The 14,089-nt window shown below is 51.3% G+C and carries 17 protein-coding genes; 3 read left to right on the forward strand and 14 right to left on the reverse strand.

All coding sequences use genetic code 11. The features are described from left to right. Positions 1–7 precede the first annotated feature (7 nt). From secF to dcd, 3 genes are read left to right on the forward strand one after another with little or no spacing between them, the layout of a single operon-like run. Entirely contained in the window at positions 8–925 is a 918-nt protein-coding gene (secF, locus tag ACY430_RS05830; protein ID WP_462137953.1) for a protein translocase subunit SecF, read from the forward strand. Positions 926–939: 14 nt separating this feature from the next. Continuing rightward, a complete protein-coding gene (gene pheS, locus ACY430_RS05835) occupies positions 940–1,959 on the forward strand; it encodes a phenylalanine--tRNA ligase subunit alpha (protein WP_462137970.1) in 1,020 nt (339 codons plus the stop codon). A 24-nt stretch (positions 1,960–1,983) separates the two neighbouring features. Further along, the gene (gene dcd, locus ACY430_RS05840; protein ID WP_462137954.1) at positions 1,984–2,547 is read left to right on the forward strand and encodes a dCTP deaminase; all 564 of its coding nucleotides are present in this window, start codon (positions 1,984–1,986) and stop codon (positions 2,545–2,547) included. Between the two features lie 16 nt (positions 2,548–2,563). On the opposite strand, the gene argF is transcribed toward dcd, so the two are convergent. The 14 genes from argF to ACY430_RS05910 form a co-directional block, all read right to left on the reverse strand. Next, complete coding sequence (gene argF / locus ACY430_RS05845; protein ID WP_462137955.1) at positions 2,564–3,490, reverse strand: ornithine carbamoyltransferase; 927 nt, start codon at positions 3,488–3,490, stop codon at positions 2,564–2,566. Beyond that, positions 3,487–4,686: an aspartate aminotransferase family protein gene (locus tag ACY430_RS05850; RefSeq protein ID WP_462137956.1), complete on the reverse strand. Its 1,200-nt coding sequence runs from the start codon at positions 4,684–4,686 to the stop codon at positions 3,487–3,489. Before ACY430_RS05850 ends, argF begins: the two co-directional genes overlap by 4 nt. Then, on the reverse strand, positions 4,683–5,555 hold the full coding sequence (gene argB, locus ACY430_RS05855; RefSeq protein ID WP_462137957.1) for an acetylglutamate kinase: 873 nt from the start codon (positions 5,553–5,555) through the stop codon (positions 4,683–4,685). Before argB ends, ACY430_RS05850 begins: the two co-directional genes overlap by 4 nt. 63 nt (positions 5,556–5,618) lie before the next feature. Continuing rightward, the gene (hslU, locus tag ACY430_RS05860) at positions 5,619–6,995 is read right to left on the reverse strand and encodes an ATP-dependent protease ATPase subunit HslU (RefSeq protein ID WP_462137958.1); all 1,377 of its coding nucleotides are present in this window, start codon (positions 6,993–6,995) and stop codon (positions 5,619–5,621) included. Further along, complete coding sequence (gene hslV, locus ACY430_RS05865) at positions 6,995–7,543, reverse strand: ATP-dependent protease subunit HslV (protein ID WP_462137959.1); 549 nt, start codon at positions 7,541–7,543, stop codon at positions 6,995–6,997. Before hslV ends, hslU begins: the two co-directional genes overlap by 1 nt. Position 7,544: 1 nt before the next feature. Then, complete coding sequence (gene xerA / locus ACY430_RS05870; RefSeq protein WP_462137960.1) at positions 7,545–8,465, reverse strand: site-specific tyrosine recombinase/integron integrase; 921 nt, start codon at positions 8,463–8,465, stop codon at positions 7,545–7,547. Between the two features lie 5 nt (positions 8,466–8,470). Next, positions 8,471–9,481, reverse strand: coding sequence for a C40 family peptidase (locus tag ACY430_RS05875; RefSeq protein ID WP_462137961.1), 1,011 nt, complete (start codon positions 9,479–9,481; stop codon positions 8,471–8,473). Between the two features lie 109 nt (positions 9,482–9,590). Further along, positions 9,591–10,004: a M67 family metallopeptidase gene (locus ACY430_RS05880; RefSeq protein WP_462137962.1), complete on the reverse strand. Its 414-nt coding sequence runs from the start codon at positions 10,002–10,004 to the stop codon at positions 9,591–9,593. Then, positions 9,995–10,936: a PLP-dependent cysteine synthase family protein gene (locus ACY430_RS05885; RefSeq protein WP_462137963.1), complete on the reverse strand. Its 942-nt coding sequence runs from the start codon at positions 10,934–10,936 to the stop codon at positions 9,995–9,997. The genes ACY430_RS05880 and ACY430_RS05885 overlap by 10 nt, the downstream gene beginning before the upstream one ends. 1 nt (position 10,937) lies before the next feature. Continuing rightward, complete coding sequence (locus ACY430_RS05890) at positions 10,938–11,171, reverse strand: sulfurtransferase TusA family protein (protein WP_462137964.1); 234 nt, start codon at positions 11,169–11,171, stop codon at positions 10,938–10,940. Between the two features lie 83 nt (positions 11,172–11,254). Then, positions 11,255–11,950 carry a phosphoribosylformylglycinamidine synthase I gene (gene purQ, locus ACY430_RS05895; protein WP_462137965.1) on the reverse strand — a complete coding sequence of 232 codons (696 nt, stop codon included), beginning with the start codon at positions 11,948–11,950 and terminating at the stop codon, positions 11,255–11,257. Beyond that, positions 11,943–12,209: a phosphoribosylformylglycinamidine synthase subunit PurS gene (purS, locus tag ACY430_RS05900; protein ID WP_462137966.1), complete on the reverse strand. Its 267-nt coding sequence runs from the start codon at positions 12,207–12,209 to the stop codon at positions 11,943–11,945. The genes purQ and purS overlap by 8 nt, the downstream gene beginning before the upstream one ends. Position 12,210: 1 nt before the next feature. Continuing rightward, positions 12,211–13,101, reverse strand: coding sequence for a ParB/RepB/Spo0J family partition protein (locus ACY430_RS05905; protein ID WP_462137967.1), 891 nt, complete (start codon positions 13,099–13,101; stop codon positions 12,211–12,213). Next, on the reverse strand, positions 13,070–13,897 hold the full coding sequence (locus ACY430_RS05910; RefSeq protein ID WP_462137968.1) for a ParA family protein: 828 nt from the start codon (positions 13,895–13,897) through the stop codon (positions 13,070–13,072). Before ACY430_RS05910 ends, ACY430_RS05905 begins: the two co-directional genes overlap by 32 nt. Positions 13,898–14,089 lie beyond the last annotated feature (192 nt).

Here is a 14,089-nt window from a genome sequence, read left to right on the forward strand (position 1 = left end):
CGGCGTTATGAGAGTTTTCAACTTTACATCGCGGTTCGGCTCCGCGGCGGTTTTTTCAGTGTTGCTGATCACAGCGTGCGTTGCCGCTATTGTTATGGACGGGGGGCCCAGGCCCGGAGTTGAGTTCACGGGCGGGACCGAAGTTCACATAAAGGCGCCCGCTTCGGACAATCAGATAACGGAGGCGGAAGTCAGGCGGATTTTCACCGTTTCGGGATACGAGCCGGTTTCAGTTCAGAGATTTGGAATAGCGTCTGACAAAGAGTTTCTGGTTAAGTTTACCGCGGTCGCGCTGTCATCGGAAAAAGTCAACACATTCAGAACCTCTTTCACCAAAACCGCCGGAGAAAGCGCTCGTTTCGCGGAGGCGCGCATTCTGCGCATTGACTACATAGGTCCCAATGTCGGAAAGGAGTTTGTTAAAAAAGCGATTATCGCCCTGTTACTCGGCTGCGCCGCCGTTCTTTTGTATCTCATTTTCAGGTTTGAACTCGGCTACGCGACCGGAGCCGTGGTCGCGCTTGTTCATGATGTTGTCATAACCATGGGTTTTCTGGCTTTTACGGACAAAGAGATTACGCTTTCAATAGTCGCCGCGCTTCTTATGGTGGTTGGATATTCGGTGAACGACACAATTGTCATATTTGACCGCATACGTGAAACTCTCAAAGCCGAAGACGACTTTTCAGGCGACTTCAAAACTGCGGTCAATACGGGAATTTCGCGCACTATGTCGCGAACAATTCTTACGACCATCACTGTTTTCATCGTCCTCATTCCTCTTTTCTTTCTGGGAGGCGCAATCATTCACGATTTCGCGTTCACTCTAATGATCGGCGTGATAGCGGGAACATATTCCTCAATTTTTGTCGCGACCTATTTCGTGGTAAAAATGAGAAAACAGGACGGCGCAACAGCAACATGAGCGGCAACAAGGAAATCCGTGAGCGTGCGAAAAGCGAAACAGAGCAGGCGCGCGCGGAAATTGCGGGGGCGGAAAGCGAGTCCGCCGTTCACAGGATTAAGTCTCACTACACCGGGAAAAACGGCTCCATAACCTCAATGATGAAGTCCCTGAAAGACCTTTCTCTTAAGGAAAAACGCGATCTGGGTACAGCGCTCAACACGGCAAAAGACGAGATTGAAGGGTTTGTCCGCGACAAAATTTCAAGCCTCAGGCACAGCAGCGCGGAAAAATCGGTTTCCGAGGAAAAGATAGATGTTACTCTCCCCGGACGTGGAACGGAGACCGGCTCGCTTCATCCCGTAACACTTGTAATGAGCGAGATTTCGGGGATTTTTGAGCGTCTGGGTTTTTCCATTGTGGATGGCCCCGAAGTGGAGCTTGATTACTACAATTTTGAGGCTCTCAATATTCCCAAAGACCACCCTGCGCGCGACATGCAGGACACTTTTTATATTTCGGACGAGATGGTTTTACGCACTCACACCTCGCCGGTTCAAATTCGGGTTATGGAAAAACAGCCGCCCCCGGTGAGAGTTGTTGTTCCCGGCAAGGTTTACAGATGCGACAGCGATGTTTCCCATTCGCCGATGTTTCATCAGATTGAGGGGCTGATGGTTGACAGAAACGTGAGTTTTGCGAACCTCAAATCCGTCATAATAAATTTCATCAACATGTATTTTGACGGCGAAACCAACGTCAGATTCAGACCCAGTTTTTTCCCTTTCACCGAGCCGAGCGCCGAAGTTGACATAGAGTGCGCCATATGCGGCGGGAAAGGTTGCAGGGTTTGCAAAAAAACCGGATGGGTTGAAGTGATTGGCTGTGGAATGGTTGACCCGGCGGTGTTCAAAAACGTTGGATACGACCCCAAAGAGTATTCGGGCTTCGCGTTTGGAATGGGTGTTGAAAGAATGGCAATGCTCAAATTCGGCATTGACGACATAAAACTTTTCTTTGAAAACGACATAAGATTTCTGCGGCAGTTTTCGTAAAAACGCCGCCAAAAGGAGAAAGAAATGGCAGGAATTAAATCCGACAAATGGATAAGAAAAATGGCCCGGGAAAACAAAATGATAGAGCCGTTTGTGCGGTCGCAGGTAAGCAAGGGGAAAATCTCCTACGGGCTTTCCTCTTACGGCTACGACATCAGGGTGAGCGACGAGTTTCAGGTGTTTACAAATATTCACAGCACCTTTATTGACCCGAAAAACTTTGACAAAAAATCGTTTGTTTCAATCAAGGGCGATTGTGTTATTCCGCCGAACTCATTTGCGCTGGCGAGAACGGTTGAATATTTCAGAATTCCGCGCAGCATACTGACAGTGTGCGTGGGCAAATCAACATATGCGCGCTGTGGAATAATAGTGAACGTAACGCCGTTTGAACCCGAATGGGAAGGGTTTGTAACCCTTGAGATTTCAAACACAACCCCGTTGCCGGCAAAAATCTACGCCGGAGAAGGCATAGCACAGGTGCTGTTCTTTGATGGCGATGAAGTGTGCGAAAAATCCTACGCGGACAAAAAAGGGAAATATCAGAAACAGAAAGGAATTACGCCGCCTAAGATTTCGAAAAGATAGGAACCCGATTCCTTAATCAGTCCTCTTTCCAATCCAGCATGAACTCCAGAACCGCTTTTGCCGCGTGCAGTTTATTCTCCGCCTGTTCAAAGGCGATGAATCTCTTGTCGTCCATAACTTCGGCGGTGATTTCCTCCCCTCTGTGTGCGGGAAGACAGTGCATCACAACGGTGTCTTCGGGAGCGTGTGAAAGCAGTTCGGAATTAACCTGATACGGGGCGAATTTCTTTTTGACATCGTCTCCGCTCTCGCTTCCCATGCTGACCCACACATCGGTGTAAATAACATCGGCGTCCGTAACGGCTTCAACCGGATTGTCCGTTATGGTAATATGCGCCGCTCTGCCGTTGCTGTTTCCGCTTTTTTGCAAAACAGTTTCGTCCGGCTCGCAACCGACGGGGCATGCAACCGCAATGTCAAAGCCAATAATTGATGAAATTCCAATCAGCGAGTTCGCCACGTTGTTGCCGTCTCCGACATAGGCGAGTTTAAAACTCTCCATATCAATGTCATGGGTCGCCACGGTGAGAATGTCCGCAATCGCCTGTGTGGGATGTTCCAGTTCGCTCAAAGCGTTTATCACGGGAACCGACGAAACGTCCGCAAAACATTTGAGCCGGTCATGCCCGTGCGTTCTAATCACAATTATATCAAGGTAGGACGACAAAACTTTTGCCGTATCTTCAAGGGATTCGCCGCGATTTATCTGGCTTGAGCCCGAATCTATGAAAATCGGATGAGCCCCCAGCAGGGAGGCGGCCGCTTCAAACGAAACTCGCGTGCGGGTTGACGGTTTTTCAAAAACAATCCCCACGGCTTTGCCCTGAAGCGACTGACCCACCGCTCCGGTTTTATGCATCTCTTTGTGTTCAATAGCGCGCGATATTATTTGGTAAATGTCGCTTTTTGAAAGGTCAAAAATACTTAAAAAATGACGGCTCACTTTCCACAAACCTCCTCAACGGATTCTTTTATTATGTTCACGGCAAAATCAATCTCTTCATCCGTAACAATAAGCGGCGGCAGCATCCTCATAACCGTTTGAGCTGTAAGAATTGTCAAAAGTCCTTTCTCCGCGCAAACGGCGGTAATATTTTTTGCCGCCTCGGGCGATGTAAATTCAAGCCCGGCCATCAACCCCATGCCCCTCGCCTCTTTCACAGTGCCGGAGGCAAAATTCGCCGCCCGCAAGCCACCGAGCAAACGCTCTCCGCGCTTGCGCGCGTTCTCAATCAGACCTGAACGCAGTATCTCCTCAATCACCGCCACGGCGCAAGCGCAGGCAAACGGACCGCCGCCGAAAGTGCTTCCGTGCGAGCCGGGCGTTAAATGCTCTGAGACCTCTTCAGTCGCGAGCACCGCGCCGCACGGCACCCCGCCGCCGAGCCCTTTGGCGATTGCCGCAATGTCCGGCGCGGCATCCGAGTGTTCATAACAAAACATCTTTCCCGTCCTGCCCATTGCGGTCTGAATTTCGTCAAGCACAAGCAACGCGCCTTTTTTCGAGCAGATCTCCCGCGCGCGCGCCATATAGTCTCCCGGCGGGACTATAACGCCGTTCTCCCCCTGTATCGGCTCAACCATAAAAGCGCAGGCGCGGTGCGTGTCCAGCGCTTTGGCGATTTTCTCCGGCTCGCCGTAGGGAACAAAAACAAACCCGTCCGGAAGCGGGTCAAACCCGTCCCGGTAGCTCCGTCCGCTCGTTGCCGCGAGCGCTCCCAGAGTTCTGCCGTGAAACGAGCCGTCCGCGCAGACAACGGTTTTTTCGCGCCCGTTTTTTTCAGCCCACCTCCTCGCGAGTTTTATCGCGCCTTCAGAGGCCTCCGTTCCGCTGTTGCACAGAAACACCCTGTCCGCAAAAGAATGTTCGGTCAAAAGAGAAACAAGCCGCGCCTGGGGAGCCGTGTAAAAAAGGTTTGAGGTGTGAATGACTTCATCTATCTGCTTTTTCGCCGCTTCCACAAGAGCCGTATGGCAATGCCCAAGAGTCGTTACGGCGATGCCGGAAGTGAAGTCCAGATATTTTTTCCCCTCCGTGTCCCAAAGCCACGCGCCGCGCCCTTTGCTTATGGCGATGGGAAAACGCGAATAAGTGTTCATCGCGTTTATGTCCGTGGAAGAGATTATTTCGCGGCTCATTTTTTTATTTCTGTTCCAACTCCGGCGTCCGTAAAGATTTCAAGTATAAGCGCGTGGAGCGTGCGCCCGTCTATTATGTGCGCTTTGCGGACCCCTTCGGACAGGGCTTCCATGCAACAAACGGCTTTTGGACGCATGCCGTCCGCGATGGTTCCATTTTTTATCAGTTTCGCCGCCTGCTTGAAGTTGAGGGACGGAATCAGTTTGTTTTTTCCATCCTTTATCCCGCGCACGTCCGTGAGCATAATGAGTTTTTCCGCTTTGAGCGCCGAAGCCACTTTGCCTGCGGCGTGGTCGGCGTTGATGTTATAAGTGTCGCCGTTTGAGTCCCGTCCGATTGGAGCCATAACGGGTATGTATCCGTCTTTTTCGTAAAGGCGCAGCAGTTTTGCGTTGACTTTTTTTATTTCACCCACCATTCCCAAATCGGCGTCCGGCGGAATCTTCACGCCGCTCCCCCCGGCAATTTTCTTGATGTCCGCCTTGCAAACCGTCAGCATTTCCAACTCATTGCCCGATATGCCAATCGCTTTGGCTCCCTGCTTTTTTATCGCCGCGACTATGGTTTTGTTGACCCTGCCGGCAAGCACTTTCGCAACTGTTTTTATCGCCTTTTTGTCCGTCACCCTCAAGCCCGCTATAAAGCGCGACTCAATGCCCTCTTTCTCAAGTTGCGCCGCTATCTGCTTGCCGCCGCCGTGAATCACAACCGGCTTGATTCCAACAAACTTCATAAGCGCGATGTCCCGGGCGAACCCTTCAAGAGACGGTCCCACAAGGCTGCCGCTGTATTTTACGACAACATTTTTGCCGTAAAACTGTTTTATGTAAGGGAACGCCTCGGCAAGAATTGTCGCTTTGTTCATCATCTGACTTCCCTGTCGGAAAAAAACACTATAACACCTTGCCCGCACGGCACAGGCGTCTTTTTTCTACAATATGTATTTGCTCAAATCTTTGTTTGAAGCGATGTCGGATATTTTTTCCCTGACATATGCGGCGTCTATTTCAACCTTGCTCCGCGTCATATCAGGAGCCTGAAAGGATATTTCGTCCAGAATTGTCTCAAGTATTGTGTGCAGCCTGCGCGCGCCTATGTTCTCGGTTGTGCTGTTCACCTCCATCGCGATTTTGGCGATTTCTTCAATAGCGTCTTTTTTGAAAACAAGGGTGATATCCTCGGTTTTGAGTAACTCCACATACTGTTTTGTCAGGGCATTTTTTGTTTCGGTAAGTATTTTGACCATCTCTTTTTTCCCGAGCGCTTCAAGCTCAACGCGCACGGGAAAACGCCCCTGAATTTCCGGTATCAAGTCTGACGGCTTTGAAACATGAAACGCCCCCGCACCGATGAACATAATGTGGTCGGTTTTGACCATTCCGTGCTTGGTGTTTACCGTGGAGCCTTCTATTATGGGCAGCAAATCGCGCTGGACTCCCTCGCGCGAAACATCGGGACCGGAGTTTGACTTGCCTCCGGCGATTTTGTCTATCTCGTCAATGAAAATGATTCCCGTATTCTCAATCCTCTCAATGGCGAGAGTTACAACCTTGTCCATATCAACAAGTTTTTGAGACTCCTCCCGTATAAGGATTTCCATCGCGGCGGGCACATTCACCTTTTTTCTCTTAGTCTGCCGGGGCATGAGGTTTCCGAGCATTTCGGGTAAATTCAAGTCTATTTCGTCAACACTCTGTGTTCCGAGAATCTGGAACGGCATTGCGGCGGCCGAAATTTCCACCTCAACGGTTTTGTCATCCAGCTTGCCCTCGCGCAGAAGTTTTCTGAGCTTTTCCTTCGTCCTTTTTTTCTCTGACTCTTTGCGGGCTTCCGAGGCGGGCGATTGCGCGGACTGCGGCGCATTTTCGGGAGCAGGTTCGGGAGAGGACGGCAGAAGAAGATCAAGCATTCTCTCCTCGGCAGATTCCTCCGCCTTGGTGCGAACCGCTTTAGACTCCTCATCGGAGACCATCTTGACTCCAATTTCGGTCAGGTCGCGAATCATGGACTCAACGTCTCTGCCCATGTAGCCGACTTCGGTAAATTTTGACGCTTCAACCTTTATAAAAGGCGCCTGTGAGAGTTTAGCGAGACGGCGGGCGATTTCAGTTTTACCAACGCCTGTGGGACCCATCATCAGAATGTTTTTCGGAACAATTTCATCGCGCATCTCAGAACTCACGTTCTGGCGGCGCCACCTGTTTCTGAGCGCGATTGAGACGGACCTTTTGGCTTTGTCCTGCCCGATTATGTATTTGTCAAGTTCGGAAACTATCTCGCGCGGAGTGAAGAATGAATTGCCGTTCATCAAATCGTCTCAAGGCGGATTTTGTCGTTTGTGTATATGCAAATCTCTGAAGTTATCAAAAGCGACTCGCGCACAATCTTTTCAGCGCTCAAATTCGAAAACCCCACAAGGGCGCGCGCCGCCGCCCTCGCGTATGTGCCGCCTGAACCTATGGCTATTATGCCGTCATCGGGCTCAAGAATGTCTCCGGCGCCGGAGATTATAAACATATTCTCCTTGTCGGCAACGGCGAGAAGCGCTTCCAGACGGCGCAAAACCCGGTCGGTTCTCCAGTCTTTTCCAAGTTCCACCGCAGCGCGTTTGAGGTTTCCGCTGAATTCCTCAAGTTTTGCCTCAAACCTGTCAAAAAGCGTTATCGCATCCGCCGTTGAGCCGGCAAAACCCACGCAGACCTTGTCCAAATGAATCTTCCGTATCTTGTTAGCGGAATGTTTCACCGACACATCTCCGAGCGTAACCTGCCCGTCTCCGCCCATCGCGGTTTTGCCGTCCCTGTTTACACAGAGGATTGTCGTTCCGTGAAACTGCCCCGTAGTGTTGTTACTCATATCAAGCCCTTGGATGAGTATTGTCATAGATACTCATCAACTGTTCAACAGATATGTGCGTATATTTTTGAGTTGAAGAAAGGCTTGAATGCCCAAGTATCAGTTGGATAGCCCTCAATTTGTCTTTACTGGCGCCCTTGTCGTTTTTGTCGTCAGCGGCAAGCAGATGGGTGGCGCAACTGTGCCGAAGAGTATGCGGAGAGATGTTTTTGTTTACTCCGGCGGCAAGCGCGTAGGCTTTGAGAATTCTTGAAACGCTACGCGAAGTTATACCGGTTTTTTTTGACCCGACAAAGATATGAGCGGTTCCGGGTTTGAAAGTGTCTCTGATCTCAAAATACCGCTTGAGCGCTTCAGTGGCTTTTGAACCGAACGGAACCATTCTCTCTTTTCCACCCTTGCCGAAAACCCTGACCAGCGATTGCTCAAAGTTAAGGTCCTCAACCTTGAGAGAAACAAGTTCGCTCACCCGAAGTCCTGAAGAATAAGCCAACTCAAACATCGCGCGGTCTCTCAGCGCGAGCGGTCCGTCTTGCGGCTTCATCGCTCTCAAAAGAGCGTCAATCTCGTCCACTGAGAGAAAAGACGGAAGCGGACGGGCGCGTTTCGGAGCCACCGCGCTTTTGGCGGGATTGCCGTGCATTACTCCTTCAATGTTGAGAAACCTGAAGAAAGTCCGCACGGCGGCGATTTTTCTCGCGGTTGAAGTTTTGGAATTGCGTTTGTCAAAACGCGCCGCTATGTATCGGTTGATGTCTCTGACTTCAATCGCGGGCAGTTTCAACCCGTTCTTGATGATGAAATCCGCGAACTGCCGGACATCGCTCATATAGGCGCGAACGGTGTGGGGTGACAGGTTTCTCTCGTATTCAAGATAACGCCGGAAATTTTTTAGAAACTCCCTGATCTCTTTTTCTTTCATCGCTCTTATTTAATGGTCACCGCGCCCGGATTGTCCAGATAAATCCTCTTCGCTCCTATGTAGGCTTTGCTGTAGTAGGGTTTCGCGAGGTCTGAAATGATGACCTTTCCGCCTGCGGAAGAAGCGTGTATGAACCTGCCGTCTTCAATGTAAATTCCGATGTGAGACGGGAACGGCCTATCGGTTTCAAAGAAAACCAGGTCGCCTTTTTGCAAGCTGTCTTTGTTCACCCACCGTCCGTCCGCGTGTTTGTGCATCATTCTGACGGTTCTGGGCAGGTTGGCGCCGAAATATGAAAAAACCCTTTTCACATAAGCCGAGCAGTCTATGCCGGTTTCAGGCGAGTTTCCGCCGTATTTGTATGGCGCGCCCAGATAGTTTTTCGCGGTTTCTATGATGCTGTCGCGAGTGCGCGCGGGGTAGGAATATTCAAAAGTGTCAACAACAATGTGCGAACCCGACTGCCGCCAGTCCGCGTTTGCGGCGTTAAGTACCTCAATCTCTCTCTCATCCACACCGAAAGCGCGCGAGATTTCACTTCCCTCATCATCGCTTCCAACTCTGAAAACCACAAACCTTGAATTGATCTCCGGACTGCCGTTGACAAGAATTTTGCGCAACGCGAAAACGTTGTCTTTCTTCATTCTGTTCAGTTTCATTATGTTCCGGACGCTCGTTCCGTAAGCGGACGCTATTGAAGAAACCGTCTCGCCTTTGGCGACCGTGTGAAGGAAAACAACATCGCGTGAGGGCAGAGGAATACTGAGGATATTGCCTCTGTATATAACGCCGCCGTCTATGACGTTCGCTGACGAGAGTTCGTCCGTTGTAATTCCGAACCTGCGCGCTATAAGATTCAGCGAGTCACCCGACATTATTGTGTAAGTGAACACAAAGGTGTCAGACTGTTTTTCCGCCCCGGCGGTTTGCTTTTGCCCGTCAAGGCCGCCGGTCAGTGAAAACCAGACCGCCCCGGCGCACAAAACCAGGACCGCGAATACCGAAAATCTTTTCATTAAACTCCACCCCCGCTTTCCATTTTTGATGGGATATTACAGGGCGGAATTATAGCAAAAACGGAACGGGGAATAAAGGCACATTCTTTGCGGCGGCGGGTGAAAATTTTTAATCGCGAATGGAAAAATCCGCGCGTTCAAACCGTTCGGTTTTCTCGTTCAAATACCACAGGGTTGAGTCCTTCAAAACGCCTTTTTCTATTGACATTATCAGGTATCCCCAGCCGCTCCACGCTCTAACCCTGTCTGTTTCCGAAGGGCGCGCCGGATGGTCGGGATGGGAATGGTATATGCCGACTATGTTCAAGTTTTTTTCCCTCGCAGAGGTGTCCGCAAAGTTGAAAGACAAAGGGTCAAGTTCGTAGCGGTCATGCGCTCTTTCAGTATTGAGGTTGCGGCATTCCGTGAATTCGCTCACCACTCTTCCGGCGCCTATCATAACGCCGCACACCTCATCGGGATAACCCCGCTCGGCGTGTTCTTTCATACCTTCAAGGGCGTTTTTTGAAATCTCTACCACCACAGCTTTTCGCTCAAATACCTGAATCCGCTGTCGGGAAGCACCGTTACGATAACTCCCGAAGTGATTTTGCGCGCCAGTTCAAGCGCGCCGACAACCGCCGCGCCGCCCGAATGTCCTATGAATATGCCCTCGGTTCTGACCATTTTCTCCATCATCGCGTAAGCGTCTTCGGTGGAAACAAACAGGGTTCCGTCAAAACCTTTCGGGTCGTATATTCCCGGCACTATTGAGGTCTCAATATGCTTCAACCCTTCAAGCCCGTGAAGAACCTCGGCGGGCTCAATGCCAAACGTCCGTACTTGCGGGTTCAACTCTTTGAGCCGGCGCGACACTCCCATAATCGTTCCACTCGTGCCAACGCCCGCGACAAAATGCGTAACGCGCCCACCCGTCTGCTCCCATATTTCGGGTGCGGTTGTTTCATAATGGGCCAGAGGGTTGAGCGGGTTGTTGTATTGATCGGGCATAAAATATTTGTCCGGCGACTGCTGTTTGAGCCGGCGCGCAAACACTATCGCGCCGTCCGACCCTTCAAGCGGGTCGGAATAAATTATTTTCGCGCCGAACGCCTCTATGGTTTTCTTTCTTTCAGCATTGATGTTCTCAGGCGCGACTATCGTTACCGGAAATCCCAGAGCCGCTCCCGTCATTGCATAGGCAATCGCCGTATTGCCCGATGACGAGTCCATTATGGCAAGCCCGTTTTTCAACTCGCCGTCTTTTATGGCTTGCGAAACCATGCGGACTGCGGCGCGGTCTTTCACCGAACCGCCGGGGTTCAGCCATTCGGCTTTCGCGTATATCTCAACAGAATCGGGGATATCATCTGTGATTTTGCACAATCTCAAAAGAGGCGTTTCGCCTACAAAATCAACAATTGACCGCGACACAGTCCCGGCGCCCGAGTTTTCAATGCCCGCCGCCTGTCCCATATCAACTGCGCTGTATCCTGACTGTGTAAAATGAGTCTTCTTTTTTGATTTCCAAAACCTTATGCCCTTCGCGCTCAATCGTGCGCGGCAGGTTGTCAATCGGCTCGCCTTCGCTCACGCGAACCTCTAAAACCCCGCCGGGCCGCATACTTTTGAGTCTCATTTTTGTTTTAATGGAAGTCATCGGGCAAACCTCGCCCGTTATGTCTATAAACTCGTCTGTTTTTTCCGTCATCTCAAAAACCGTCTCCGCTATGGGGAAAGTATCACAAAAAAATCAAAGATAAAAAGAGCGCGGCGCACCGGCGGAGCATTTGCTCAACCGCTGTGCGAAATAAACTCCGCGACCGACTCGAAAATCCCCGCGCCGTCATCTCCGCCGAGAACCTCATCGCAGCACCTTTCCGGATGCGGCATCATACCAAGCACATTCGCCGCGCCGCAAACTCCGGCTATTGCTGAAACCGAGCCGTTCGGGTTTGCTTCGGCGGTTACATCGCCGTCAGCCGAGCAGTAGCGGAAAACAATCTGCTCCTTGCTCTCCATTTCAGCAATTTTATCTTCGCGGCAGAAAAAAGCCCCTTCACCGTTGGCGACCGGAATTCTCAAAACCTCGCCTTTTTTGAAAGCCGAGGTAAAAGGCGTGCCGGTGTTTTCAACGCGCACATATGTCCAGTCGCAGACAAATCTCAAACTTGAATTGCGCACAAAAGCGCCCGAAAGCAGTCCGCATTCGGCGAGAATTTGAAACCCGTTGCAGATTCCAATTACGGGTTTGCCCGCGCGCACAAAACTCCTTATCTCCTCCATTACCGGTGAAAAAGACGCCATCACGCCCGTTCTCAAATAGTCGCCGTAGGAAAACCCTCCGGGGATTATGACGCAGTCAATTCCGCCGAGCGAGGTCTCCTCGTGCCACACTTTCACGCTCCCGTGCCCTAACCGCCTGACCGCGCGCGCGCAGTCCTCATCGCAGTTTGAGCCCGGAAAAACAACAACCCCGAAATCAGCCATCGCTTCGTGCCTCCGCGACCTCTATTGAAAAAACCTCTATGACCGGATTGGCGAGGATTTCGGAACACATCCGGTCCGCCAGCACTTGTGCGGATTTCTCATCGGAGCACTCCACCCTCAACTCTATGAGTTTGCCCACGGTCACGGACACAACCTCGCTGAAACCGAGTTTTCCAAGCGCGGAAAGCACCGTTTTGCCTTGAGGGTCAAGCACGCCCTTTGCGGGGCGAATCTCAATTTTCACTTCAAAATTTTTCACTTCAGGTCTTCGCACCCTTCGTGGGAATCACGGACGACCCGCCCGCTATCTCAAACGACAGCCTCTCAAGGTCGTCCGGGGACGAGTATTGAATTATGATGTTGCCTTTTTTCCTGCCGCCTTTGATGCTCACTTTCGCACTAAGAGCTTCGCGCATTGAGCGCTCCGCGCGTTTGAGATATATGTCGGTTTCCGAAGCGGCGGACTGTTTGAACGAGCCGCCCGAAGAGCCCAAAGCGTTGAATTTTTTTACAAGCGCTTCCGTCTGCCTCACGGACAAACCGCCCGAGATAATTCTCGCAACAACCACGCCTTCATCGGCGGCGGACTTGAGCCCTAAAACGGCTCTTGCGTGCCCCGTTGAAATCCCGCCGGACACAAGCGCCTCACGGGACGCGTCTGAAAGTTTCAAAATCCGCAACGAGTTTGTAACCGCCGCCCTGCTCTTGCCGACCCGCTTTGACATATTTTCGTGCGTCAAACCATACTCCGATATGAGCCTCTCATAGGCGAGCGCCTCTTCAAGCGGATTAAGGTCTTCACGCTGAATGTTTTCAATCAGAGCTATCTCAAGCGATTCGCTATCGGCAAGGTCGCGCACAATCACCGGAACCTCGTGAACGCCCGCCTTCTGCGCCGCGCGCCACCTTCTCTCTCCGGCGATTATCTCGTATTTGTCTCCGCTCTTGCGGACAATCAGCGGTTGAATTACGCCCTTTTCTTTGATTGAAACCGCGAGCTCGTCAAGCGCACCGGAGTTGAACCCGGTTCTCGGCTGCCCCGCGCCGGGCTTGAGCCGGGTGGTCGGCACCGTCATATACGCGCCTTCTGAAACTTCACTCTCATCACCGATGAGCGCTTCAAGGCCTTTGCCAAGAGTGTTTTTCCTCATTTGGAACACCTCCGTTTTTCTTGATTATTTCCTCCGCGAGCGACATGTAATCGCGCGCGCCTTGAGATTCATTGTCGTAAATCACAACCGGTTTGCCGTGGCTCGGACATTCGGCGAGGCGGACATTTCTTGATATGACCGTGCTGAAAGTTTCATCGCCGAAATGGTTTCTCGTTTCGCGGGCAACCGAATGGCATATGTTGTTTCGCGTATCAAACATCGTCAGAAGATACCCCTCAACTGAGAGCGCCGGGTTGATGCGCTTGCGCACCAGACTGATGGCGTTTTTGATGTGTGCAAGCCCTTCAAGCGCGTAATATTCGCACTGTATCGGAATTATTACCGAATCCGCCGCCGCGAGCGCGTTGATTGACAAAATGTTAAGCGAGGGCGCGCAGTCTATTATTATATATTGGTAGGCATTCGAAACTTCGGCAAAGGATTTTTTCAAAACATACTCCCTGCCTTCAAGGTCAAGCAGTTCAACCTCCGCGCCCGTAAGGTTGGAGTCCGAAGGGATAACATCAAACCTGTCGCCGAATGAGTCGGGATAGACCTTCCGTATGCAGTCCGTAAGCGATTCACCCCCGATTAGAACGCCGTAAACGGTTGCCGTGGACACCCCGTTTTCCAAGGTGCGCTCAACACCCACACCGCTTGAGGAGTTGCCCTGGGGATCGCAGTCCACAAGCAGGGTCTTCTGCCCCAACATAGCGAAACTCGCTGAAAGGTTGACGGCGGTCGTGGTCTTTCCCACTCCGCCCTTCTGGTTAACAATTCCTATGATTTTCGCCACAGGCGCAACCCTTGTGTTTTATGAAAAAAACTTTCCAATTCAAAAACGGTTTCAAACCTTGCAATGCCTACCCCCGAATTATAGTCTTACGGGGCGGTTTTCTCAAATGAAACGGCAACCTGTTTTTTCCAAAACTCTTAAGATGAACGAAGGGATTTTCGTAACCGCGCATGCGTGCCGGCGGGGCCTGCT

Source organism: Candidatus Mycalebacterium sp. (assembly GCF_977828045.1).

What these genes read in the sequence shown, in the direction of transcription:
- secF (WP_462137953.1), top strand. Translation starts at nt 8, where the DNA reads ATGAGAGTTTTCAACTTTACATCGCGGTTCGGCTCCGCGGCGGTTTTT.
- dcd (WP_462137954.1), top strand. Translation starts at nt 1,984, where the DNA reads ATGGCAGGAATTAAATCCGACAAATGGATAAGAAAAATGGCCCGGGAA.
- ACY430_RS05850 (WP_462137956.1), bottom strand. Translation starts at nt 4,686, where the DNA reads ATGAGCCGCGAAATAATCTCTTCCACGGACATAAACGCGATGAACACT.
- argB (WP_462137957.1), bottom strand. Translation starts at nt 5,555, where the DNA reads ATGATGAACAAAGCGACAATTCTTGCCGAGGCGTTCCCTTACATAAAA.
- hslU (WP_462137958.1), bottom strand. Translation starts at nt 6,995, where the DNA reads ATGAACGGCAATTCATTCTTCACTCCGCGCGAGATAGTTTCCGAACTT.
- hslV (WP_462137959.1), bottom strand. Translation starts at nt 7,543, where the DNA reads ATGAGTAACAACACTACGGGGCAGTTTCACGGAACGACAATCCTCTGT.
- xerA (WP_462137960.1), bottom strand. Translation starts at nt 8,465, where the DNA reads ATGAAAGAAAAAGAGATCAGGGAGTTTCTAAAAAATTTCCGGCGTTAT.
- ACY430_RS05875 (WP_462137961.1), bottom strand. Translation starts at nt 9,481, where the DNA reads ATGAAAAGATTTTCGGTATTCGCGGTCCTGGTTTTGTGCGCCGGGGCG.
- ACY430_RS05885 (WP_462137963.1), bottom strand. Translation starts at nt 10,936, where the DNA reads ATGGGACAGGCGGCGGGCATTGAAAACTCGGGCGCCGGGACTGTGTCG.
- ACY430_RS05890 (WP_462137964.1), bottom strand. Translation starts at nt 11,171, where the DNA reads ATGACGGAAAAAACAGACGAGTTTATAGACATAACGGGCGAGGTTTGC.
- purQ (WP_462137965.1), bottom strand. Translation starts at nt 11,950, where the DNA reads ATGGCTGATTTCGGGGTTGTTGTTTTTCCGGGCTCAAACTGCGATGAG.
- ACY430_RS05905 (WP_462137967.1), bottom strand. Translation starts at nt 13,101, where the DNA reads ATGAGGAAAAACACTCTTGGCAAAGGCCTTGAAGCGCTCATCGGTGAT.